The organism is Pseudonocardia sp. CA-142604 (genome assembly GCF_050948475.1).
GTDB lineage: Bacteria > Actinomycetota > Actinomycetes > Mycobacteriales > Pseudonocardiaceae > Pseudonocardia > Pseudonocardia alaniniphila.
In genome coordinates this window covers 1,158,704-1,182,733 of the sequence record NZ_CP192045.1, presented here as the reverse complement: position 1 = coordinate 1,182,733, position 24,030 = coordinate 1,158,704, and the positions used below count along the sequence as shown (strand labels likewise).

The 24,030-nt window shown below is 73.0% G+C and carries 18 protein-coding genes; 3 read left to right on the top strand and 15 right to left on the bottom strand.

Annotated features, from left to right (window positions below):
• Positions 1-66: 66 nt before the first annotated feature.
• Genes ACQPZQ_RS05670 through ACQPZQ_RS05660 form a run of 3 tightly spaced genes read right to left on the bottom strand, consistent with a single transcriptional unit; the run spans position 67 to position 1,821 of the window.
• The gene (locus tag ACQPZQ_RS05670) at positions 67-993 is read right to left on the bottom strand and encodes a hypothetical protein (protein ID WP_433292722.1); all 927 of its coding nucleotides are present in this window, start codon (positions 991-993) and stop codon (positions 67-69) included.
• Positions 957-1,175 carry a hypothetical protein gene (locus tag ACQPZQ_RS05665; protein ID WP_433292720.1) on the bottom strand — a complete coding sequence of 73 codons (219 nt, stop codon included), beginning with the start codon at positions 1,173-1,175 and terminating at the stop codon, positions 957-959. The genes ACQPZQ_RS05670 and ACQPZQ_RS05665 overlap by 37 nt, the downstream gene beginning before the upstream one ends.
• 46 nt (positions 1,176-1,221) lie before the next feature.
• Positions 1,222-1,821, bottom strand: coding sequence for an HD domain-containing protein (locus ACQPZQ_RS05660; protein WP_433292718.1), 600 nt, complete (start codon positions 1,819-1,821; stop codon positions 1,222-1,224).
• A gap of 58 nt (positions 1,822-1,879) precedes the next feature.
• On the opposite strand from ACQPZQ_RS05660, the gene ACQPZQ_RS05655 reads away from it, so the two are divergent.
• A complete protein-coding gene (locus tag ACQPZQ_RS05655) occupies positions 1,880-2,410 on the top strand; it encodes a DUF1697 domain-containing protein (protein WP_433292716.1) in 531 nt (176 codons plus the stop codon).
• Between the two features lie 4 nt (positions 2,411-2,414).
• On the opposite strand, the gene ACQPZQ_RS05650 is transcribed toward ACQPZQ_RS05655, so the two are convergent.
• From ACQPZQ_RS05650 to ACQPZQ_RS05625, 6 genes are all read right to left on the bottom strand, one after another.
• Positions 2,415-3,866, bottom strand: coding sequence for a hypothetical protein (locus ACQPZQ_RS05650; RefSeq protein ID WP_433292714.1), 1,452 nt, complete (start codon positions 3,864-3,866; stop codon positions 2,415-2,417).
• A gap of 29 nt (positions 3,867-3,895) precedes the next feature.
• Positions 3,896-4,609: a DUF6875 domain-containing protein gene (locus tag ACQPZQ_RS05645; RefSeq protein ID WP_433292712.1), complete on the bottom strand. Its 714-nt coding sequence runs from the start codon at positions 4,607-4,609 to the stop codon at positions 3,896-3,898.
• On the bottom strand, positions 4,606-5,724 hold the full coding sequence (locus tag ACQPZQ_RS05640; RefSeq protein WP_433292710.1) for a hypothetical protein: 1,119 nt from the start codon (positions 5,722-5,724) through the stop codon (positions 4,606-4,608). The genes ACQPZQ_RS05645 and ACQPZQ_RS05640 overlap by 4 nt, the downstream gene beginning before the upstream one ends.
• Before the next feature lie 693 nt (positions 5,725-6,417).
• Positions 6,418-9,753: a UvrD-helicase domain-containing protein gene (locus ACQPZQ_RS05635; protein ID WP_433292708.1), complete on the bottom strand. Its 3,336-nt coding sequence runs from the start codon at positions 9,751-9,753 to the stop codon at positions 6,418-6,420.
• A 76-nt stretch (positions 9,754-9,829) separates the two neighbouring features.
• Positions 9,830-10,771, bottom strand: a complete 942-nt coding sequence (locus ACQPZQ_RS05630) for a family 16 glycosylhydrolase (RefSeq protein WP_433292706.1) — start codon at positions 10,769-10,771, stop codon at positions 9,830-9,832.
• 177 nt (positions 10,772-10,948) lie between these two features.
• On the bottom strand, positions 10,949-14,314 hold the full coding sequence (locus ACQPZQ_RS05625; RefSeq protein WP_433292704.1) for an ATP-dependent helicase: 3,366 nt from the start codon (positions 14,312-14,314) through the stop codon (positions 10,949-10,951).
• Positions 14,315-14,380: 66 nt separating this feature from the next.
• On the opposite strand from ACQPZQ_RS05625, the gene ACQPZQ_RS05620 reads away from it, so the two are divergent.
• The gene (locus ACQPZQ_RS05620) at positions 14,381-15,154 is read left to right on the top strand and encodes an alpha/beta fold hydrolase (protein ID WP_433292702.1); all 774 of its coding nucleotides are present in this window, start codon (positions 14,381-14,383) and stop codon (positions 15,152-15,154) included.
• A gap of 4 nt (positions 15,155-15,158) precedes the next feature.
• Positions 15,159-15,443 carry an MGMT family protein gene (locus ACQPZQ_RS05615; protein WP_433292700.1) on the top strand — a complete coding sequence of 95 codons (285 nt, stop codon included), beginning with the start codon at positions 15,159-15,161 and terminating at the stop codon, positions 15,441-15,443.
• A 96-nt stretch (positions 15,444-15,539) separates the two neighbouring features.
• On the opposite strand, the gene ACQPZQ_RS05610 is transcribed toward ACQPZQ_RS05615, so the two are convergent.
• From ACQPZQ_RS05610 to ACQPZQ_RS05585, 6 genes are all read right to left on the bottom strand, one after another.
• On the bottom strand, positions 15,540-16,226 hold the full coding sequence (locus ACQPZQ_RS05610; protein ID WP_433292698.1) for a sirohydrochlorin chelatase: 687 nt from the start codon (positions 16,224-16,226) through the stop codon (positions 15,540-15,542).
• The gene (locus ACQPZQ_RS05605; protein WP_433292696.1) at positions 16,223-17,425 is read right to left on the bottom strand and encodes a uroporphyrinogen-III synthase; all 1,203 of its coding nucleotides are present in this window, start codon (positions 17,423-17,425) and stop codon (positions 16,223-16,225) included. The genes ACQPZQ_RS05610 and ACQPZQ_RS05605 overlap by 4 nt, the downstream gene beginning before the upstream one ends.
• On the bottom strand, positions 17,422-17,781 hold the full coding sequence (gene nirD / locus ACQPZQ_RS05600) for a nitrite reductase small subunit NirD (RefSeq protein WP_433292694.1): 360 nt from the start codon (positions 17,779-17,781) through the stop codon (positions 17,422-17,424). The genes ACQPZQ_RS05605 and nirD overlap by 4 nt, the downstream gene beginning before the upstream one ends.
• Positions 17,782-17,797: 16 nt before the next feature.
• Positions 17,798-20,329, bottom strand: a complete 2,532-nt coding sequence (nirB, locus tag ACQPZQ_RS05595) for a nitrite reductase large subunit NirB (protein WP_433292692.1) — start codon at positions 20,327-20,329, stop codon at positions 17,798-17,800.
• A complete protein-coding gene (locus ACQPZQ_RS05590; RefSeq protein WP_433292690.1) occupies positions 20,326-21,831 on the bottom strand; it encodes an FAD-dependent oxidoreductase in 1,506 nt (501 codons plus the stop codon). The genes nirB and ACQPZQ_RS05590 overlap by 4 nt, the downstream gene beginning before the upstream one ends.
• 105 nt (positions 21,832-21,936) lie before the next feature.
• Positions 21,937-24,009 (bottom strand): molybdopterin oxidoreductase family protein, encoded by a 2,073-nt coding sequence (locus ACQPZQ_RS05585; RefSeq protein WP_433292688.1) that lies wholly within the window; start codon positions 24,007-24,009, stop codon positions 21,937-21,939.
• Between the last annotated feature and the right edge of the window lie 21 nt (positions 24,010-24,030).

Here is a 24,030-nt window from a genome sequence, read left to right as displayed (position 1 = left end):
CGGGTCGTCCGTGCGCGGGCACATCGCACGTCGCCGGGCTGCATGACGTCCACCGAATCGTGCCCTCTAGGACGTCTCCTCGACCATCCCGGACTCCGCGGCGCCCGCCCTGAGCTCGTCGAGTCCGAACGCCGCCACCGGGTCCAGGGCCCCGCTGCCCCGCACTCCGTGCTCGGCGGCCCGGCCCGCCGCCCAGGCCAGCAGGTTCGCGGTGAGCGCATACGCGTCGGGCGCGACCAGGCGGGTACGGGCGAGCAGCGCGCCGGAGCCGTCGAACACCTCGGCCACGACGTGCGAGCGCATCCCCGCCAGTGCCTCCTCCGACGGTGCTTCCGACGCCGTGCGGGTGACGAGGCCGGCCACCGCGGCCAGCGCCCGCGCCGCGCCCGGTACGCGTCCGAGCAGCGGCGTGACCCGCGAGGCGACGTGCAGGGCCTGGCTCGCCGCGCCGAACCAGCCGAGGTAGACGTCCACCGTCTGCAGCCCGGGCGCACACCGCGGCAGCGCGAACTGCTCGCTGCCACCGATCGTCACACCCGGGCGCGGTCTGCCGGCCACGTCGAACGTGCGGAGCCGGGCGCCCGCGGGCTCGGTCCGCAGCTCGCCGTCGTGCCAGGCGTGGTTCTTCTCGAGCGCCATGCCCATCACCGAGCGGAGCGTGCCCCGCGAGAACGCCTGGCCACGTCCGCCGCCGAGGATGAAGTAGCCGACGTCGACGCGCGAGGCGGCGCCGCCCGCCGCCCGCAGCGCCAGCGCCCCCGCCAGCACGCCCGGCACGTAGTCGACACCGAACGCGGTGATCAGCGTCGCTCCCGACCGCTCCGCCTCGGGGCCGTACCGCTCGAACACCTCGCGGACGAACGTGGGCTCACCGGTGGAGTCCAGGTAGATCGCACCCGCAGCGACGGCGGCGGCCACGGCGGCCCTGCCGAGCTGCAGGAACGGTCCGACCGTGGTCACCAGAACGTCGCCCCGGCCCACGAGCGCGGCCACCGAGCTCTCCTCGGTGACGTCCGCGCGGCCGTCTCGAGGCCCCCGAGCCGCTCGGCGAGGGCGACGAGCCGCGCCGGGTCACGCCCCGCGAGCACCGGCCGCAGTCCCCGCTGCACCATCATCTGAGCCGTGCGCCGTCCCGTGTAGCCGGTGGCGCCGAACAGGACGATCCTCGCGGTCACGCCCGGACACTAGCGGCCGATCCCGCCCTTCCGTCCGGTCTCGGGATCATTCCTCCGCGTCGAGCGGGTTGGTCGCGATCCGTTCGGCGAGCCCGCTGCGCATCGCGGCCGCGGCCGTGCCGGCCGGCTTGCGGGCGGCCTGGTCGGCGAAGCACGCGGTGAACTCCTGTGCCAGGCCGGCGCGCGGGAAGGCCTCGAGCACCTCCGCCCGCAGCTTGCTCGGCACCACGATCGCACGGCCCGAGATGTCGATCCCGGTGGAGACCTCGAGGACGTGGCCCTCCGGGTCGATCGCCGGGTCCACCTCGGAGAGCATGTGCGCGACGATGATCTCCGCTGCCCGTTCGCGGCGGCGCACCGGCCAACCGGCCGCGGCAGCGAAGACCCAGGCGACGTGCCCACCCGCGTACTCGAAGTCGACCCGATGGCTGTCGAAGGCGTCCACCAGGCCGAGATCGTGAAGCATCGCCGCGACGTAGAGCAGCTCCTCGTCGACGGCGATGCCCTGGTCGCGGGCGTACCAGACGCCCCACAGGTAGGCGCGCACCGAGTGGTTCAGCAGGGCGGTCGAGCAGTACTGGGCGGCAACCTCGCGCGCCGCCACGGCCGCCGCCGAGTCGGGCACCGGAAGATCGATGAGCTGCACCCGCCCATCCTGCCGTGGATCCCGGTGCCTATGCCGTGATCGCCGGTACCGTGCCTGCGTGCCCCGATATGTCGCACTCCTGCGCGGGATCAACCTGGGCAAGGCCAAGCGGGTGGCGATGGCCGACCTGCGCGAGCTCCTCGGCGCCGTGGGTTACACGGACGTCCGCACTCACCTCAACAGCGGCAACGCGCTGTTCACCGGCGACGACGCCGATCCGGCCGATCACGCGGCGCGGATCGAGGCGGCCATCATCGAGCGGCTCGGACTCGACGTGCGGTGCGTCGTGCTCACCGCCGACGACCTGCGCGCGATCATCGACGGCAACCCGCTCGCCGACGTGGTGACGAACGGGTCGCGGATGATGGTGCACGTCCTGGAGCCGGCGCCCGGCCCGGCTCTGCTCGCCGAGCACGACCCGATCGCGCTCGACCCCGAGAACGCGCGGCTGGGTGAGCGCGTGATCTACCAGTGGTGTCCCGACGGCGTGATCGCCGCGCCGCCGGTCGGTTTCCCGGAGAAGCGCTTCCCCATCACAGCCACCGCCCGCAACTGGAACACGATGACGAGGCTCGTCGAACTTCTCTAGCCCACTACAGGTGGCTCAGAACGCCCAGTTGCTCCTCACGGTGCGTCGATCGATCCGTCGACGCTTCTGGGACGAGCACGGCCGCGCTCTGGTATCCGCCTCGACTCGCACCGATCACCACGTCCTGAGAAGGAACATCCGGGCCCATATGGCGTACCGCGACGCTGGCCGCCGCGCCGTCGATGAGGTACGGGCCGAGCACGAACGGCACCTGCGCGGTGACCTGCCGGCCGGAGTCCCGATCGTGGAACGGCATCGTCATGCGGTCGGATACGACGCGTTGTTGCACGACAACCGGCGACTCGCGGGCGGCATCGATGACAGTTGTCGTCCAGTCCTGCTTCGACATCTGGCTTCCGAAGAACACATTCGTTCCGGACCTGCCGACTGCCGGCTTTGCTACCAGCCGGTGACGGTCGTCGATCGCCTTGCTCAGCAATCTCTCCTGTGCGGCCGGATCGCCGTCCAGGCCCAGGCATGTGGTCCACGGGACGTGGGCGCGCACCAACGCGCGATCGGCTGCCGTGAGCAAGCCGGCATCACAATCCTCGTGAAGCCAGGCCAGGATCGCCTTCGACGAGATGAGCGCCGACTCCGTGCGCGGGAAGAACACGACCGTTCGGGCACGGTCGGCGCTTCTCAGCGCCGCGAGTCCGCCGCCGTCGTCCACGATGCGATCGCTGCCCCACCGGAGCAGCACGACGTCGACCGGCTCATCGGCGGCGAGCAGTCGACCAGCGGCGTCGAGGCGTAGGTCGGCCAGATCGGCCTGTACGACGTCGATACCCACCCGATGGGCATCGGCCAGAATGACCCGCGTGACCGTCTTGCCTCGCTGAACCGAACCGGTCTTTCTGTCGATCGCCCGATATGCGGGCATGAGCAGCCGGCCCGGGTGGCCATTCCCGTTCCCGGCTCGGAGTGTCCGGGCCAGCGCAGCGGAACGCGCGGTCACCGTGGAGGGCGGCGGGTGCATGCCGCTCTCCGGACACAGTTGGGCGTAGGCCTCCGCGAGTTTGGGCGTCGTTGTGCCGCCGCCGAGCCGGGTGCTGTTGTTGAACTCGAGAAGCCGGGGCCGCGCCTGCTCTATCAGGAGATCGGGGCGAGCGAACCGGGTGAGCTCTTCGGTCAGCAGCGGGCGATCACGATCCAGCAGGGGTAGCTCATAGGGAAATCGGAGTAGCTGGTGGAGATCGCCCAGCGTGGAGGCGCGGCGACGGCACGCGTCCACGGCCAGGTGCAACAGCCGGGCGGTGAGATACCCCAGGCCTCGGTAGTCCCGTTCTCCGATCACCATCGGCCGGAGCGGCTCCCAGCGTCTACCGTGCACTTCCCGGCGCGGGTGGGTTCTCCATCCGGTCGACGCCGAGCGGCGATTGAGGAACTCGCCCCGAAGCTCCGCGGGCAGCGAATCCCAGACATCGTGGATCGTGAAGTCGAGAAGCTCGTCGGACATGCTGTGACCTTTTCCCCAGGAAGACGACATCAGCGGGACGACGATTGCCCGGCGCCAGGGTCGTCGGCGGACCGGTCACGTGCACCGTCATAGAGCGAGAGCAGGAGCGAGTCACGTATCCGGCCCCGTTCGAAGTGGGACCGGAAGTGCGAGTCGTATTCCTTGAACCACTGCTCGGAGCCATGCAGAAAGAGGATGTCATGCGGCGCCATGTGCCTGATTGCCAACATGGCGACCGGGGCGACGGAGACCCGGAAATCCGAGTTCCGGACTGCACGCTCGTCGCAGTGGGGGTGGAACTGCCCAACCATCAGTCCCAACTCGACGGCGAAGCCCTTCAGATGTGCATACGCAGCATCCAGGCGCTCCCAGCCCTCGGGACCCAGGTGCGGCATGACTATCAGCCTGCTGTCGAGAAGTACCCCGCTCTTCCGGGATGGTCGGCCCGTGCTGCCGAAATCACTGATCTCGGCGCCCAGCTCGTTGATCAGTTCCTGCTCGCTGGATCCATCGATGTCGTATCGAATGCGGGCTTCCACAGCGTCCTGATCGAGTGCCCGTGGCATGAAGGGGCACACCGGCCCGGACCGTCCGACTCTGCGGTCGGCGACGGCGACATACTCTCGCAGCCATTCGTCGGCCAGCCCGAGGTACTCGTCGGAATGTTTCTCACCTGTGGTGGGGTGGCACTGCTCCGTCACGGAAACCCCCGGTTCCCTTGTGCTCGACGTGCCGCCGCTCATGCGTCCACCAGCCGGGTGGGGCCGGTTCGGGCGGCTCGGGACAGGTCGTTGTTGCTGACGCCGAGATGAATGCCGTGTTCGGCCATGGCGGCAAGGACGTGGGGGGCGAGGGCGGGGTCGGCCTGCGCCATTGCGGCCATGAGCCGCGAGTAGTGGCGCCGTTCGCGCAAGGCGTCGGTGGACAGGTCTGCAGGATGGTCACGTCCGACCAGTTCCATCCCGACCAGCAGTAGCGTGTCGAAGCGGACCGGGTCGGCGCCTGTCTCGGCGATGCGCCGGCGGGCGCTCCAGCAGGCAGAGGCCCAGACCGTGCCATCGGCGTGGGGGTCACTCCCGGGGCCGCCTTGGAAGTGGGCCATCGTCCAGCGGGAGTCGAGCTTGCGGCGTCGTTGCTCGGCGACAGGGACGTCGTGGCGGTGCCAGCCGTAGATGTCGGGAGTGCCCAGCAGGACCGCGGTGATGAAGTCGGCAGTGCCTTCGTCCAGTGCAGTCTTCTTGTTGGTATGCCGCCCGGGTGAGCGCAGCCGGTTGAGCCGGAAATCCGCGGTGTGCCGACACACGTGGTGGCCGGCTTCGTGGCAGATGATGGCGGGATTGTGGGTGGGCACGCGGAAATACCGGTCGACGCCGGGGCGGGCCACGAAGCCCGCGCCGCCACCCATATGCACCTCTCCGGCCGGGCTGGTCGCGTCCGGGTCGGCCCCCACCCCTTGGCCGGGCAGCCGGTAGTGCCCGCCACACCACGGGCGCCACTGCTCGTGCATTCCGATGCGAACCAGCAGATGCGGCAGCGGATGTCCCAGCAAACTGCTCACATACCGCAGCGCCCGCTGGGTGTGGAACGCCGTGTTGACCACTCCGAACGCCCGCGCCGCCCGCTCGGCCGCCGCATCGGCCCATGGACCACCTCCGGCGGAAGGATCGAACACCAACCGTCCGCTGCCGCCGGTGAACAACGCACCGTCGCGCTCGTCCCGGACCGTGGCCTCGCGCATCACCACCTGCGCCGGCCCGACCTCCAGGACATCCAACTCGACCTCTCCGAGCCGTCCCGGCCCGGCGCGCCCATCGGACGCTCCGTACCCGTCGGGGAGATAGACGGCCGCGCGAGTCATGTCAGCCCGGCGGGCGACAGCCCGAGATCGACCACGCCGCCGGTGCGACAACCACGATTGACATTCCCAAGCTGTTGCATCCATACCTCTCGTACAGGTGGTCGAAACTGGCTTCCGCCACAGGTGTGGCCAATATCGGCTACTTGCGAAGCCGCAGCGACGCCGCTTGCGACGCCAATGTTCGATCTGCTGCGGCCGGCGGTATCGGTGCATCGTGCTGAATCGGCCGCGCACGGCCTCCGCTCGGGGCGTGGACGATCCTGTTGCCGCTGAGAGGAGCGGCCCATACACCTGTCCACGATCTCGTCAGGTGATGCGAAGTTTCGCTTTGCTCCTCGCCCTGAACGTCTCGTGATCTTTTCGGTGTGCCGGTCGCTCCGAGCTACTCGGCATGACCCGCAGCGAAGGGCGCACTACTGATTGTCGTCCCCCCTGGTGACCCTCCATATGTTTACCCTTCCTTGGCTGACGTGCAAGTCGTTGCGCAGCCGGCGGGTATCGAACGCGCATTTGTCGGCAGCGATCGACGCCCGAACGGCGGTCCAGGCAACGCCGTGCGGGCGGCATGCGCCGGCACAAGCAAAAAGGTGGACATCTTTCAGGGAAGATCGTCCTGAAGCATCGGGAATCGGGCGTCGATCAGATGCTGAGCCCGCCCGCTACCGATGATTCAGAAAACTGAGGGGTTCTGGCTCACACCGGCACGGCCGGCACCGACAGCACGAGCTCTCGCAGCCCCGCGGCGTCGAGCAGGTCGACCGGTCGCAGCGTGACGTGATGCCGCACGAAGTGGAACGCCGCCCTCACCTGTTCCGGCCGGCATCCCGCCAGCGCTGCCCACGCCAGCCGGTACGCCGCCAGCTGCACCGCGAGCGCCGGCATCCGCGACTCGTCGGGCAGCGCGCCCGTCTTCCAGTCCACCACCGTGAAGCCGCCGTCCGGATCCGCGTACACGGCGTCGATCCGGCCGCGCACCGCGATGCCCGCCACCACCGTCTCGTAGGACACCTCGATCTCGACGGGCCGCCGGTCGGCCCATTCCGAACTGAGGAACGCCTCCTGCAGCTCCTCGAGCGCGTCGTCGGGAGCGGCGCCCTCGTCGGCCGCTCCGGGCAGCTCGTCGATGTCGAGCAGCTGCGCTGCCCCGAACCGCTGCTCCAGCCACGCATGGAACGCGGTGCCGCGGCGCGCGTGCGGATTCGGTGGAAGCGGGAGGGGCCGGCGCAACCGGGCAGCGAGCGCGGCGGGGTCGGCCGCAAGCTCGACCAGCTGGCTCACGGACACCTGCGGCGGCAGTACCGCGGTGGGCCGGGCCCGGGCCGCCGCTCGCTCAGCGAGAAGCACGTCCACGTCCGCGGCCCAGCCCTCGGGGTCGGCCGACTCCTCGTCCTCCGGGGGCTCGTCGGGCAGATCGGCGACCGCGTCGGCGGACGCCAGCAGCGCCAGCTGGGCCCCGGGCTCGACCGCCGCGGCCCTGGCGGACCGCACGTCGTGGAGATCGCGCAGAGCCGACCGCACGAGCGCCGCACCGGCGTGCACCGCCTCCGCTCGTGCCGCCAGCGGGTCGTCGGGCCAGAGCCCTGCCGGCTGCTCGATGCTCGCCGGGTTGACCTCATCCGGCCCCGGCTCCTCGGCCCAGTGCTCCGCCTCGTGGACCGCGGCGATCTCTTCGAGGAACTCCGAGGGCTGCCGCGGACGATCGCCTGCCGTGCCCCACCGGTGCCCCGACGCGAGGAGGACGTGCTCGGCGCGGGTGAGCGCCACGTAGAACAGCCGGCGCTCCTCGGTGAGCCGCCGGTCGTCGAGTGCCTCGGAGTGCGCCTTGAGGGCGTCCTCGAGCTGCTTGCGGTCGCCTCCCTCGGGAAGGTGGAGCTCGGGCAGGTCGGCCGAGTCGCCACGCAGCTCGACGGGCAGCTCGGCCGCGTTGGTCAGCCAGATGCCGCTGATCTTGCGTCCGGGGAAGACCTGCCCGACCAGGTGCGGAACGGCGACCACCGCCCACTCCAGTCCCTTCGCCGCGTGCACGGTGAGCACCTGCACGCGGTCCGGAGCAACCTCGACCTCGCCCGGCGTGAGCCCCTCCTCGGCCTTCTCGGCCGTCTCCAGGAAGTCCAGCAGCGCAGGCAGGGTGGCCACCTCGGCGCCGGAGGTGAAGTCGGCCACGACGTCGGCGAACGCGTCCAGGTGCGCGCGGCCGACCGGACCGGGACGCGCCATGCTCTCGGCGTCGAGCAGCAGCACCCGTTCGGCATCGGCCACGAGGTCGGTCAGCGGGGCGGCCGCCCTGGCCCGCAGCCAGCCGAGCTCACGCGCCAGCCGGGTGATCCGCTCGAAGCCCTCGGGCGTGTACCGCGCGGCGGGACCGGGATCGTCGAGCGCGTCGACGAGTCCGGCCTGTTCTGCCTGCTCACCCGGCAGCGCCCCGAGCGCCAGCTCGGCGGGAGAGAGCGGCCCGGGACGCGGGGGCTGCGCGGGGACGACCTCCCGCGCCCGTTGCCACAGCGCCGCGAGATCCGCGACGCCGAGCCTCCAGCGCGCCCCGGTGAGCAGCCGGACGGCCGCCGCACCGGCGAGCGGATCGGCGACCAGCCGCAGGGCGCTCACCAGGTCGCGCACCTCGGGCGTGTCCAGGAGCCCACCGAGCCCGACGACCTCCACCGGCAGCCCGCGGGCCCGCAGCGCCGCCGCGATGGGGTCCATGTCGACGCGCCGCCGCACCAGCACGGCCGACGTGGGCGGCTGCTCGCCGGCGTCCTCCGCGTGGCGCCACTGGTCGGCGATGCCATCGGCCATCCAGTCGATCTCGGAGGCGACGTCGGGGAGCAGCGCCACCCGCACGTGCCCGGCTCGCGCCGCAGGCCCGGCCCGCAGCTCCCCCACGCCGACCGCCCCCGGCGCGGAGCGCAGCGGCGCGGAGACCCTGTTGGCCAGCGCCAGCACCTCCGGCGGGTTGCGGAAGCTCGTGAGCAGCCCGTACTCGTCCGCCAGGCCGTCGGGGGCGGGGAAGTCGGCGCGGAACCTGACGAGGTTGCCTGCGCTGGCACCGCGCCAGCCGTAGATCGACTGGCAGGGGTCGCCCACGGCGGTGACAGCGGGCCCGTCGGCCCGCACCGGCTGCCCCTCGGGAGTGCCGAACAACGAACGCAGCAGCACGCGCTGGGCGTGCCCGGTGTCCTGGTACTCGTCGAGCAACACCGCCCGGTAGAGAGCCCGCTCGGCTGCGCCCACCTCGGGATGCTCGGCGGCGACGTGCGCGGCGATCGCGAGCTGGTCGGTGAAGTCGACGGCCCGCTCCGCCCGCTTGCGCGCTCCGAACGCCTCCACGAGCGGAAGCAGCGCGGCCCGCTGCCGCTGGGCGGCCACCCACCTCTGATAGGTCTGCGACGGCTCGGCCCGCTGTCGCTTGCCCGGCGGGGCCGCCGTGAGCACCGCCACCAGCCGCTCGGCGTGCAGCCGGACCGCCTCGGGGTCGACCAGGTGCTCTCCCAGCTCCCCGGCCAGCGCGAGCAGCCGCTCGGTCACGGTGGCCGGCACGAGGTCGACCTCGAGGTCGTCCGCCCAGCTCGTGACCACCCGGTGCGCGAGCTGCCACGACGCGGTCTGGCCGAGCAGGCGCGCTGCCGGCTCGGCGGGCAGCCGCAGCGCGTGCTCGGCCACCAGCCGCCCGGCGTAGGCGTGATAGGTGGAGACCGTGGGCTCGCCGGCCAGCACCGCCACCCGCCGCTCGCCACTCGGGTCGAGCTCGTCGAGCAGCCGGGAGCCTGCGAGGCGGCGCAGCCGGGACCGTACGCGCGCGCCGAGCTGCTGGGCGGCCTTGCGGGTGAACGTGAGGCCGAGCACCTGCTCCGGGAGCACCTCGCCGGTGGCGACGAGCCAGACGACCCGCGCCGCCATCGTCTCGGTCTTGCCCGCCCCTGCCCCGGCGACGACCAACGCCGGGCGGGCAGGAGCCGCGATCACCGCGGCCTGCTCATCGGTGGGCGGGGGCACCCCGAGCGCGACGGCCAGCGCGTGCGGGGTGAGCTCCACGTCCGTGTTCTACCCCAGCGCTCCGACACCCCAGGAGGCGGAGCCCCCCGCCGGGCCGAACGGGCCGCTCGTACGACTACGGGGCGGGGATGTCTGCCTTGTAGACGCGCACCCAGTCGACCTCGAGGTTGATCTCATCCGGGGTGGTGTCGTCCGGAGCCATGATCCAGTCCTTCTTGGGGCCCTGGTCCAGCTGGATCGTGAGGTGCATGGGTTTTGTCGGGATCACGGTCTTGTCTTTGTTCTCGTACTGCTTGACACCGTCGACGTACCAGGTGATCCGGTCGGGCAGCCATTCGAGCGCGAACGTGTGCCACTGCGAGAAGTCGCCGGGGATCGCTTTGCCGTTGACGGTGTCGTCGCCGTTCGCGTCGGCCCAGTGCGCCACGAAGTGCGCGAGATCCCGGTTCTCGCCCGGTACCTCCATGATGTCCAGCTCACCGTCCTCCGGCCACTTCTCGGAGTCGGGCCAGAGCAGGATCGCGGAGCCGAAGCCCCGGCCCTTCTCGGTGCGGACGCGGAACTCCCAGCGCCCGTAGAGCTGCCCGACGTTCTGGGACATGCCACCGGAGACGTCGTCCCTGGCGGTGATCTTGAGAGAGCCGTCGGACTGGCTGATCGCCTCCGGCCTGCGGTAGCCGTTGCCGAACCCGCCCACGCTGTCGTAGAGGGTCCAGTTCTTCAGGTCCACCTCGGAGCCGCTGAACTCGTCGCCCCCGGACGGTGCCCACTTGGTGTCCTTGCCTCCCGCCCCGGAGCCGCCGGACCCCGAACCCTCGCCGTGGCCGCCTCCGCGGCCCTGACTGGCTGCGGGCCGGGCGGACTCGGGCGCCGGGGTGGTGGTGGGGGCGGCCGTGGGAGTCGGAGCCACGGTGGTGGTCGGTAGCGCCTCGAACAGGTCGGGCGCGTCGTCGGGCGCGGCGGTGCTCGGCCCTGGGCCGCTCGCGCACGCCGCCAGCAGGACGGCAAGCCCGGCCCATACGACGAAGAACCGCATCCGTCTCGCCAACCGGGACACCGCACCTCCTGCGGCACGCCGGAGAAGGGAGCGATCGAGAGCGCCAGCGTGCTGGACGACCCTACCGGGAGTGGCGATCTTCCTCGAAGCACCCACCCAAGAGAGTCACATGGGCCCCTGATGCACCATTTACCTCACTGCGTGTGTCCAGGTCAGCGCGCCATTCGGTGGACGGGACTACGGCTGGGTGACTTGGCGGCCGGACCCATTGACAGGGCACGCGACCCGCACCGGGCAGCGGTCGCAGTCGGGGCCGATGCGGGCGATGAACTGCGCCCCTGACGTCTCGTCGGCGCAATGGCGCAGCACGTCCTCCCAGCGAGCGAGTTCGTTGTCGTCGAGCGGTGGCTGGACCGGCTCCTTCGCCTGCCCGTCGGCCTTCTGGTCGGCGAGATACACCAGCCGTGCTCCACCCGGGCGGGCCCCGGGCTCGAGCAGCTCGCCGAACGCACCGAGCGCTGCGGCGAGCTGATAGACGGCCAGCTGCGGATGCCCGGCGGCCACCCGCCCGCTCACAGCCGTACGGCCGGTCTTCACGTCGACCACCACGGGACGCCCGGCGGAGTCGACCTCGAGCCGGTCGACGCGCCCGCGCAGCCGAAGCCACGGCCCCACCGCGCCTGCCCCGTCGCCACCCGGTTCATCGCCCGCCAGGTCGAGCTGCACCGGCTGCTCGACGGCCAGCAGCCGCAACCCTTCGGCCCGGCTCGAACGCACCCAGCCGTCGAACGCCGCCAGCATTCCGCGCACCCTGGCGAGCTCCCGGCGGCCGTACCAGGGCGCTCCAGCGTCGAGGCGCGACCACGCCGAACGCAGCGCGCCCTCCAGCTCGGCGCCGTCGGCGCCTGCCGCGCTCGCCTGAACCAGGGCGTGCACGAGCGAACCCGTGACGGCGGCCAGCGCGCCCACCTCGCTGCCGCCGTGCCGCTCCAGCACCCACCGCAGCGGGCACCGGACGATCTTCTCCACGTCCGACGGCGACACCGGCACGATCTCCCCGGGCGTGCGCAGCGGGGCGTCGCTGGAGACGGGAACGAGCCCGTACCAGTCGTCGGGATGGGCGCCGGGTACACCGGCCGCGGCGAGCCGGGCGAGCTGGACGGCCGCACGGTGCCGCCGCTCGGCGACCGCGGGCTCGTCGCCGGTGTCCGGTTCGCACACGGCCCTGCGCAGCTCGCCCACAAGCTCGGCGAGCACGAGAGAGCGGCCGGGCCGGTGCACGGGCCGGTCGGCCTGGGTGGCCGGCACGGGGTCGAGCTCGTCGAGGAAGCGTGAGGGCTGCTCGTCCTCACCCTGGACGGCGCTGACCAGCAACGTGTGCCGCGCCCTCGTGCACGCGACGTAGAACAGGCGCCGTTCCTCGGCGAGCAGGGGCGCGAGCCGCGACACCGTCTCCCGGCCCGGCTCGGCCACGCCGGCGACGAGGTCGACCAGTCGCTCGTTGCCGAGCAGGCTGCCGCGCAGCCGCAGGTCGGGCCAGCTGCCCTCCTGCACCCCGGGCACGGCGACGACGTCCCACTCGCGCCCGCGTGCGGCGTGTGCCGTGAGCAGCGCGACCGCCTCGCCTCGGGGGGCCCGCGGAGCGAGCGTGTCGCTGGGGAGCTGCTGGTCGGCGAGGTATTCGAGGAAGCTCGCCACACCGGCCCCGGGTAGCCGGTCGGTGTGCCGCGCCGCGGCGTCGAACAGCGCGAGCACGGCGTCGAGATCGCGGTCGGCCGCCGCGCCGACCGGGCCGCCGCGCGCGCTCGCCTCGCTCCACCTCGGCCCCAGCCCGCAGGCCTGCCACACCCGCCAGAGCACCTCCTCCGCGCTCTCCCCGTCGCGGGCGGCGTGCCCGGCGACGGCGAGCAACGTGCCGACCCGGCGCAGCGGTGCCGTCTCCTGCGGCGGGAGCGCCACGAGTGGGTCGGGCCGCCCGCGCGCCGCCGACTGCAGCGCCTCGACCAGCAGGGGGTCGCTCCCGGACCGCTCGACGTCGACCGGGCGCGGGGGCTGTTCCGCGCCGGGGTCCGACACCGGCGCGGGAGCGGTGGGCCGGCTCCCGGCATGCAACCGCAGCAGCCCGCGCCGCAGCCTGCGCAGCCGCATCGGATCCGCCGACCCGAGCGGGGAGGTGAGCAGGGCGGTGGCCGCGTCGGCGTCCAGGTCGTCGGGACGGATGGCGCAGCGCAGCACCATCAGCAGCGGGACGGCGGCGGGTTGGCGGGCGAGCGGGAGCTCGTCGGGCGGCGCCGCGACCGGCACGCCTGCGGCCAGCAGCGCCCGCCGCAACGTGGGCAGGGACAGCCGGGTGGAGCGCGCCAGCACCGCCATGCGCGACCACGGAACGCCCTGGGTCAGGTGGGCGCGGCGCAGCTGGTCGGCCACCCAGCCCGCCTCCTGGGCCGCAGAGCCGAACACCCGCACCAGCACAGACCCCTCCGGCGCGTCGGGCTCGCCGGGGGGCGCGGACCGTGCACGCCCCTCACCGGAGCCGGGCAGCCTCGCGGCCAACCGCGTGGCGGCGGCCCGCACGGCGGGGGCACTGCGGTGGTCGACAGTGAGCACGACCGTCTCGGCGTCGACGGCTCGCAACCCGTCGGGGTCGGCGCCGCGGAAGGTGAGCACGGCCTGGTCCCGGTCGCCGGCGAGCAGGACGCTGCTCGCCGTGGCGCCCAGGGCGCGCACGAGCTCCATCTGCTGCGGATCGAGGTCCTGGGCGTCGTCGACGACCAGGTGGCGTACGCGCTCCCGCTCCGCCGCGAGCAGTTCGGGGTCGGACGCCAGTGCGTCCAGAGCCGCCGACACCAGCTCGGCGGCGTCGAGCGCGGGCGCGGTGGCCTGAGGCGCACCGCGGCCCGCGGCCCCGCGCAACAGGATCACGTGCTCGTACGTACGGAAGAACCGGCCTGCCGCTGCCCACTCGGCAACGTCGTGGCGCGTGCCCAGCTCGGTGAGCTCGTCCGGCCCGAGGCCGCGTTCGGCGGCTCGCAGCAGCAACTCCCGCAGCTCGGCGGCGAAGCCCGGCAGGCCGAGGGCGGGACGCAGCCGCACGGGCCAGCCCGAGTGGGCCACTCCCCCATGGTCCGGACCGGCGATCTCGCCCGCCAGCAGGTCGCGCACGACCGCGTCCTGTTCGGCGCTCGCCAGCAGCCGCGGTGGCGGGTCGCTGTGGCGTGCGGCGTGCAGCCGCAGCACCCCGAACGCGTAGGAGTGGACGGTGCGCACGAGCGACTCGCGCGAGGTGCGCTCGACCTCGCCGCCGTGGCCGTGGATCATGTCGCCGAGGCGCTCGCGCAGATCCCCCGCCGCCTGCCTGCTCCCGACCAGCACGAGCGTGCGCTCGGGATCGGCACCCGCCTCGATCCGTGCGGCGATGCTCGCCAGGAGAAGCGTGGTCTTGCCCGTGCCCGGCCCGCCGACCACCCGCAACGGCCCCGAGCCGTGGACGAGCACCCGCCGTGCGGCGTCGTCCCATACCAGCTCACCCGGCGCTACACGCGGCCTGCGGACGAGCCCCGGCGCGAGCGCTGCGGCCCCGGCGGGGCGATCAGGACGGGACACGCGAGCGATGCAACCACGGACCCCCGACGGAGAGACGGCGGGGAGGTCGGCTGGCACGATCAGGGGGTGACCACCGCGCCGCTCCACGTCCGCGCCTTCGGCCCCTCCGACGGGGTGCCCGTGCTCGCCCTCCACGGCGTCACCGGCCATTCCGCGCGCTGGCAGGTACTCGCCGACGCTCTTCCCGAGCTGCGGCTGATCGCGGTCGACCTACGCGGCCACGGGCGCTCCCCCTGGACGCCGCCATGGCACATCGAGCAGCACGTCACCGACGCACTGGCCGTGCTCGACGCCCTGGGGCTCGAGCGCGTCGCCGTCGCAGGCCACTCCTTCGGCGGCGCGATCGCCGTGCACCTGGCCCGCACCGCGCCGCAGCGGGTGGAGCGGTTGGTGCTGCTCGACCCGGCGATCGGCCTCGACCCCCAGGACATGCTCGAGACGGCCGAGGAGAGCCGCGCCGACCAGTCCTTCCCCGACCTCGCCGCTGCGCGGGCGGACCGGGCGCAGCGCTGGGAGGGCATCGCCGACGAGCTCGTCGAGGCAGAGCTCGCCGAGCACCTCGTGGCCGACGGCGACCGCTTCCGGTACCGCTACTGCGGTTCGGCCGTGGTCGTCGCCTGGAGCGAGATGGCCAGGGCGGCACTCACCCCGCCCGCCGGAACGCCCACGCTCCTGTTGCCGGCCACGAAGGCCGATTTCGTCAGCCCGTCCTGGGTGGACGCCTGCCGCGCCGAGCTGGGCGACGCACTCACCGTCACGGAGATCGACGCAGGCCACATGGTCTACCTGGAGCGCACCGCCGAGGTCGCCGACGCGATCCGCGCGTTCCTGACACCCTGAGCGCGTGGACGACGAGACCGTCGAGCGGGTGCGGGCCGTCGTGCTCGCGATCCCGCCGGGCGAGACGACGACCTACGGCGAGGTGGCCGCCCGTGCAGGCCTGCGCTCGCCCCGGCTCGTGGGCCGCATCCTCGCGATGGACGGCCACGACCTGCCCTGGCACCGGGTGCTCCGCGCGGACGGGACGTGTGCCCCGCACATCGCCGTGGAGCAGAGCGCCCGGCTCCGCGCCGAGGGCGTCCTGCTGGTGGACGGCCGCCTGCCCCGCCCGGCCCGTCGCGCCCGCTGACCGGCTCCTCCCGGCGCGACATGGTCACGTGTCGCTGTTCGGACGCGCGTGAATCAGCGACGTGTGTCCATGTCGCGGTCGAGGGCGTCGCAGGCGTCAGGCGGTGCGGGTGCTCGTGGTCAGTGCCGCGCGGTAGCGGTTCATGACCAGGTTCAGCACTGCGCTGTGGTCGGCCAGGGGCGCGGCGACCACGTCGGCGTCGCACTCGTCCAGATGCCGCTGGAAGAGTCCCGGCGCGAGCAGCCACGACGCCACCGCCACGCGCTGCGCGCCGCCGGCCCGCAGCGCGGCCACGGCCTCGCCCACCCGGGGTCCGCCGGTCGCGATGGTGGCGAGCGTGACGGGACGCCCGAGCGCGCGCCCGAGCCTGCGTGCCGCCTTCGCACCGTCGGCCTGGGCGTACGGGTCGCTGGACCCGGCCACGGCCAGCACCACGGCGTCGTCCGGGCCGGCACCGGCCTCGGCGAGCCGGTCGGCGGCCGCGGTGACCAGCGCGGGATCGGGGCCGAAGGCCTGGCCGAGCAGCACGTCCCGGCGGCCGGTGGCGGCGAGCTGCGCCGGCACGTCGACGCGCACGTGGTAGCCAGCGGCCAGGAACATCGGCACGACGACGCACGGGCCCGGCAGCTCGGCGAGCGCGTCGGCCGGGCTCGGCCTGCGCACGTCGACGAAACACGGCGCCACCCGCACTCCCAGCGCGGCGGCGGCCTGTGCCGCCACCCGCTCGGTGACGACCGCACCCGCCGGATCCCGCGTGCCGTGCGCGACCAGCAGGAGGTTCACCGGGATTCCCCGTTCAGGCAGTGGCCCCCGCCGGAGCTGGAACCGACGGCCGGGTCGAGGGCCAGCCGGTATCCCCGCTTGACCACGGTCTGCACGAGCTTCGGTTCGCCCAGCGCCGTGCGAAGTCGTGCCATCGCCGTCTCGACAGCGTGCTCGTCACCGCTCCCACCGGGGAGCGCCCGCAACAGCTCCGACCGCGCCACCACCCGGCCGGGCCGGCGGGCGAGCGCACGCAGCAGCGCCATCCCGGCGGGCTGCACACCTCGTAGCGCTCCGTCGACGAGCACGGCGTGCCCGCGCAGCTCCAGCCAGTGCCCTGCCACGGGGAGGCTGCGCACCCGCCCGGGCATCTCGGCCTCCAGGTGCCGCACCATGGCGCCCAGCCGTGAGCGGTGCGGCTGGACGGTGGGGACGTCGACGGCCTCCAGCGGTGCCGCGGTGACGGGACCGACGCACACCGACAGCACCGGACCCCGCAGGGCGGTGAGCAGCTCCTCGCGCAGCCCTCGCTCGGTGGCCCTGGCCAGCAGGCTTGCCGCGGCAGGGGCGCTGGTGAACGTCAGGACGTCGACGCAGGACGCCAGCACCCCGTCGATCAGCCGGTCGAGCGGCCCGATGTCGACGGGCGGCATCCAGCGGTAGACGGGGACCTCGATCACTTCCGAGCCCGCCACCGTGAGCGCCTCGACCACGTCGGGCAGGGGCTCGCCGTGCAGCTGGACGGCGATGCGCAGCCCGTCGACGCCGCGGCCGTCGCAGGCCCCGTCGAGCAGGTAGTCCAGCACCTCGGCGGACGACTCCGACGGCGGTGACCAGGTGTCCACCAGACCGGACGCGCGGATGGCGCCGCGCGCTTTCGGGCCACGGGCGATCAGCTTGCCGGAGCCGAGCGCGGCCAGAAGATCCTCACCGATCCCCCAGCCGTCGGCCGCCTCCACCCACCCCCGGAAGCCGATGCCGGTGGTGGCCACCGTGATGTCGGGCGGGCGGGCGATGAGGGCGCGCGTGGCGTCGGCGAGCTCCGTGTCGTCGGCCACCGGGACGATGCGCAACGCGGGACCGTGCTGCACGACGGCTCCCCGACGCTCCAGCATCGTGGCGAGCTCGTCGGCGCGGCGCGCGGCCGTGACGCCGATGGTGAAGCCCGCCAGAGGTGGCACCTCGGCGGGAGGAGAAATGGTGCTCACAGCGCTGCTCACGCTAGTCCGACCTCGAGCAGCCCGTCCGCGACCCGGACGGGGTAGACCGGCACGCTGATCCGTGGATCGTCCAGGCAGTGGCCGGTGACCAGGTCGAACACCTGCTTGTACACGGGCGATGCGACGGTGGCCACACCGCCGCGGTCGCCGACGATGCCGCGCGAGAGCACCGCGGCACCGGAGAACGGGTCGATGTTGCCGATGGCGTGCACGGCACCACTGTGGGTGCGGAAGAGGGCCACCTGCACATCGTCCAACAGGGCAGCGACGCCGCGCTCGGGCTGCAGCTGCTCGTACCGGCAGACCGCCCGCCACCGCAGTGCTGTGGTCGTCGAGATCTCCACCATGTCGGTCATGACTCCCCCTCCGCGGTCATCCCCGCACCCCCGGCATCCCCACGACGACCGGCTCCCGCGGTGCCGGCACCGGCTGCCCCCGTTCGGTCACGAAGCTGATCGTCGGGTCCGGCGCCTCGGGCGCGTTGACGAAGGAGACGAACCGTTCGAGCTTCGCCGGGTCCTCGAGCACGCCGCGCCACTCGTCGGCGTAGCCCTCGATGTGTGCCTCCATGGCCTCCTCCAGGTCGGCGCAGATCCCCAGGGAGTCGTCGACGATCACCGCGCGGAGGTGGTCGAGACCGCCCTCCATCGCCTCGATCCACGCCGCCGTGCGCTGCAGCCGGTCGGCGGTGCGGATGTAGAACATGAGGAACCTGTCGACCAGCCGCACGAGCGTCTCGGTGTCGAGGTCGGAGGCGAGCAGCTCGGCGTGGCGCGGGGTGAAGCCGCCGTTGCCGCCGACGTAGAGGTTCCAGCCCTGCTCGGTGGCGATGATCCCGAAGTCCTTCGACCGGGCCTCCGCACATTCCCGCGCACAGCCCGAGACGCCCGACTTGAACTTGTGCGGGGCCCGGAGCCCCCGGTAGCGCAACTCCAGTGCGACGGCGAGGCCCACCGAGTCCTGCTGGCCGTAGCGGCACCACGTGGTGCCCACGCAGGACTTCACCGTGCGCAGCGCCTTGCCGTAGGCGTGGCCGGACTCGAACCCCGCGTCCACCAGCCGGCGCCAGATCGCCGGGAGCTGCTCGACCCGCGCGCCGAACATATCGATCCGCTGGCCGCCGGTGATCTTCGTGTAGAGACCGAAGTCGCGGGCCACCTCACCGATCACGATCAGGCCCTCCGGCGTGATCTCGCCGCCCGGGATCCGCGGCACCACCGAGTACGTGCCGTTGCGCTGCAGGTTGGCCAGGAAGTGGTCGTTGGTGTCCTGCAGGACCGCCTGTTCGCCGTCGTGGACGTGGCCCCGGCCGAGCGACGCCAGTATCGACGCGACGGCGGGCTTGCAGATGTCGCAGCCGCGGCCCGTCCCGTGCTTCTCGACGAGCTCGGAGAACGTCCGGATCCCCGCACCTGCGACGATCTCGAACAGCTCGGCGCGGCTGTGGGCGAAGTGCTCGCACAGCGCCGTCGACAGCTCGACGCCCGCCTGGGCGAGCAGCTTCTTCAGGACCGGGACGCACGACCCGCAGCTCGTGCCGGCCCGGGTACACGCTTTGAGGGCGCCCACGTCGTGCGCCCCATTGCTGATCGCGCCGCAGATCGCTCCCTTGGTGACCGCGTTGCACGAGCAGATCTGCGCGGTGTCGGGCAACGCGTCGGCGCCCAGCTCCACCCCGCCGGGTGCGATCATCGCGACCGGATCGGCCGGCAGCGGGCTCCCGATGAGCGGGCGCAGCGTGGCGTACTTGGACGCGTCGCCGACCAGCACCCCGCCCAGCAGCGTCTGCGCGTCGTCGCTCACCACGAGCTTCGCGTAGGTGCCGGCAACCGGGTCGTTGACCACCACTTCCAGCGCACCGGCGCTGGTGGCGTGGGCGTCGCCGAAGCTCGCGACGTCGACGCCGAGCATCTTGAGCTGCGTGGACATGTCCAGGGCAGCCGCCGTCATCGTGGCGGACCCGCCGAGCAGCCGGTCGGCCACCACTTCGGCCATCGCGTACCCCGGCGCGACCAGGCCGTAGGTGCGGCCCTCCAGCGCCGCCACCTCACCGATCGCCCAGACGTGCTCGTCGGCGGTGCGGCACCGGCTGTCGACCAGCACCCCGCCGCGCTCACCCATCGGCAGGCCTGCCGCGCGGGCCAGCGCGTCGGCCGGCCGGACCCCGGCGGAGAACACCACGACGTCGGCGTCGAGCTCGACGCCGTCGGACAGGGTCGCGACGAGCCGGCCACGGTGCTCGGCGATCCCGGCGACCGACACCCCGCACCGGACGGCCAGGTCCTCGTTCTCCACGAGCCGCCGCAGCAGCGCTCCGCCGCCCTCGTCCACCTGCACCGGCATGAGTCGCGGAGCGATCTCGACGACCTGCGGCGAGAGCCCGAGCGATCGCAGCGCCCGTGCCGCCTCGAGCCCGAGCAGGCCACCCCCGACCACGACGGCCGACCTGCGGCCCGGCCGGCCTGCGGCCATGGCCTCGCGGGCGGCGGCCGTGATCGCGTCGAGGTCGTCGAGCGTGCGGTAGACGAAGCAGCCCGGCAGGTCACGCCCCGGGACGGGCGGCACGAACGGAACGGAGCCCGTGGCCAGCACGAGGGCGTCGTAGGGCAGTTCCCGGCCCGACGCGGTGCGCACGAGCCGCGCGTCGCGGTCCAGCTCGACGGCGGCGTCGCCGAGATGCAGGTCCACCAGCGGGTCGAGTACGGGCAGGGTCAGCTCCTCGGCGCTCACCCCGTCGACGTAGGACGAGAGCGCGACACGGTCGTAGGCCGGCCTGCGCTCCTCACCGAGCACCGTGATCCGCCAGGTTGCCTCGGTGTCGCGATCCCGCACGTCCTGGACCAGCCGGTGCCCGACCATCCCGTTGCCGACGACGACGAGATCGCGGCGGTTGACGCTGTTCATGCGGCTCCCTCCTCACGAACGGGGCTGATCACCGGCGGGTCGCTCTCGGCCAGCCACGCGCAGATCCCGCGGACCGTGTCGCCGCAGCTCCCGCACCCGGTGCCGGCGCGGGTGGCGCGGCTCAGCGCGGGGACGTCGGTGGCGCCCGCGCGCCACGCGGCGACGAGCGCGCCCTTGGTCACCGTGTTGCACCGGCAGACGACCGCGGATGCCGGGAGATGTCCGGGGTCGGCGGTCTCGGGTGCGCCGGGGAGCGCCCGGCCGAGCAGCAGGCCGAGCCGGTCGGCCGGGGCCGGCATGCCGGTGTCGTAGAACTGGATCATCGACGCGGCCGCGTCGGGAAGACCGATCATGGCGCCGCCCACCACACGGTCGCCGCGCAGGGCGAGGCTGGCGTAACGACCACCGACCGGGTCGGCGAAGCGCAGCACCTCGGCCCCCGGGCCGTCGAGGGCGCCCGGTTCGCCCACGGTGGCGAGATCGACGTCGCGGGCCTTGAGCCGGGTGACCGGCGGGGTGCCGCGATAACGGGCACCGGGATCCTCCGCGGTGAGCAGGTCGGCGAGCACGCCTGCCTGCTCCCAGCCGGGCTGCACGAGCCCGGCCGCCGCGCCGGAGTGCTGGGCGCAGTCGCCGATCGCGTGCACCCGCACGTCGGACGTCCCGAGGCGGTCGTCGACGAGCACCCCGCGGTCCACGGCGATGCCGGCATCGGCCGCGAGGCCCGTCTCGGCCCGCACCCCGGCCGCGACGACCAGCGCATCGGCGGTCACGAGCTCGTCCCCGGGCACGGCGGAACCGGTGCAGCGCAGCCCGGCGCCCGCTTCCCAGGCGACGGCGGTACGCCCGAGCAGCACGTCGACGCCGAGCCTGCGCAGCGTGCCGGCCAGCACCTCGCCGGCACCGCCGTCGAGCTGGCGTTCCATCAGGTGCGGCTTCGGGTGGACCAGCGTCACGTCCACGCCACGCGCGACCAGCCCGCGCGCCGCCTCGCACCCCAGCAGCCCGCCGCCGAGCACGGCGAACCGCGCTCCGGGACGAGCGAGGTCGATGATCCGCTCGCAGTCGGCGAGATCGCGGAAGGTGACGACGCTCGGATCCGCCATCCCGTCGATCGGGGGCAGCCAGGCGCGGCTGCCCGTGGCGAGCACGAGCTCGTCGTAGGGCACGTCACTGCCGGAGTCTGTGCGCACGATGCGGCGCTCGCGGTCGATCGCGGTGGCGGTGACGCCGGTACGCAGGTCGACCCGCAACCGAGCCGCCCATCCGGCCGGGTGCAGCTCCACCGCAGACGCCGAGAGTCCACCGGCCAGCACCGTGGACAGCAGCACACGGTTGTAGGCCGGGCGTGGCTCCGCGCCGAGAACGGTGAGCCGGACCCGGGCACCCTTGGGGTCCCGGCGCCGCACCTCCTCGACGAACCGGGCACCGACCATGCCGTGCCCGACCACGACCACGCGTCTGCTGCTGTGCCTGATGGTTCGCTCGCCAAGCTCGCTCACGCCACCCGACGGTAAGTAGGCCCAGTTACACCAGCGGGACCGTGCGTGACACATGCGTAAACCGGACCGCACATCGCCAGGTGACAGCCGTGAGCGAGGCACAGGTCACGACGCCCGTTCGAGGCGTACCGCGCACACCTTGAATTCCGGCATGCGGCTGATCGGGTCGAGGGCCGGGTTGGTGAGAAGGTTCGCGGCCTGCCCGGCGCCGAAGTGGAAGGGCAGGAACACGGTGTCCGGTCGCAGCGTCGGCACACAGCGCACCCTGGCCGTCGCCGTGCCCCGCCGGGACACCACCCGAGCCCACTCACCGTCGGCGAGGCCGGCACGGGCGGCCGTCTCCGGGTGCACCTCGACGAACGACTCCGGTGCGATCCCGGCAAGCTCCGGAACGCGCCGGGTCTGCGCTCCCGACTGGTAGTGCACCAGCACCCGGCCCGTCGTGGCCCGCAGCGGATGCTCGGCGTCGGGTAGCTCAGCGGCATCCGTGTGATCGACGGCCACAAACCGCGCCCGGCCGTCGGCGTGGGCGAACCGCTCGATGAACAACCGCGGGCTACCGGGATGGGCCCCCTCACCGGGCGGGCGCGCCGGACACGGCCAGTGCAGGGCCTCCCCCGCGTCAAGCCGGTCGTAGCTGATCCCGGAGTAGTCGGCCGGGCCGCCCGCCGAGGCCGCGCGCAGCTCGTCGAACACAGCACGCGGATCCGAAGGAAACCCAGCGGCACCCAACTCCGCCGCCAGCCCGGAGATCACCTCGAGGTCGGTACGCACACCCTCGGGTGGCCGCAGGGCACGGCGCCGCCGCAGCACCCTGCCCTCCAGGTTGGTCATCGTGCCCTCCTCCTCGGCCCACTGCGCCACCGGAAGCACGACGTCAGCGGCCATCGCCGTCTCGCCGGGCACGACATCGGCCACCACGAGCAGATCCAGCGCCGCGAGCCGCTCAGCCACCGCATTCCCGTCAGGCGCGGAAACCAGCAAGTTCGAGCCGAACACGAGCAGCGCGCGCGGACCGTCGGGACGCCCCAGCGCAGCGATCAACTCCGCCGCGCTGCGCCCCGGCCCGGGCAGCGCATCGGGCGCCACACCCCACACCCCGGCGACGTGCTCGCGGGCAGCCGGGTCGCTGATCGAGCGGTAGCCGGGAAGCTGATCGGACTTCTGGCCGTGCTCACGCCCACCCTGCCCGTTGCCCTGCCCCGTGATCGTCCCGAACCCCGACCCCGCACACCCCGGCAGGCCGAGCGCGAGCGCCAGGTTGATCCACGCAGTCACGGTGTCGACACCATGCGCATGCTGCTCCGCACCGCGCGCCGTCAGCACGTAACGCCGCGACGTCGACCCCAGCCAGCCCACCACCGTGCGCATATCGGCAGCCGAAACCCCGCAAACCCGTTCCGCCCGCTCGGGCCACCACCGCGCAGCCACCCGCCAGGCCTCGTCGAAACCCGAGGTGCGCTCGGCGAGGAAGCCCGTGTCCAGCCACCCGCCGGCGACGGCGGCATGCAGCATCCCCAGCGCCAACACCAGATCGGTGCCAGGCACCGGCTGCAGATGCAACCCACCAGACGCGATCGCCCGCTCAGCGGTCGGCGTCCGCCGCGGGTCGACCACCACGAGCCGCGCCCCACCCAGATGACCCATCAGCGGCGGCATCGTCTCCGCGACATTCGCCCCGGCAAGCACCACGACCTCGGCGTCATCCAGGTCAGTGACCGGAAACGGCAGCCCCCGATCGACACCGAAGGCACGGTTACCCGCAGCCGCGGCCGAGGACATGCAGAACCGGCCGTTGTAGTCGATCTGCGACGTGCCCAGCGCCACCCGAGCGAACTTGCCCAGCAGATAGGACTTCTCGTTGGTCAGACCGCCTGCGCCGAAGACCGCGACCGAGTCGGGGCCGTACTCGGCCCGCAGATCGGCCAGCCGCCGTCCTACGTACCCGAGCGCTCTGTCCCAGCCCACCGGCGCGAACCCGGCGGACCGTGACTCCCGCAGCAGCGGCGCCGTCAGCCGTTCCGGGTGGTCGAGCAGCGCGCCGGCCGTCCACCCCTTCTGACAGAGCCCTCCGCGGTTGGTCGGGAACTCGCGCGCGTCCACGTCGCCGGTGGGACCGACCCACTGCCCGCACTGCAACGCGCAGTACGGGCAGTGGGTGGCCACCTTCGTGGCCACTCCTGTCGATCCCCCCACGAC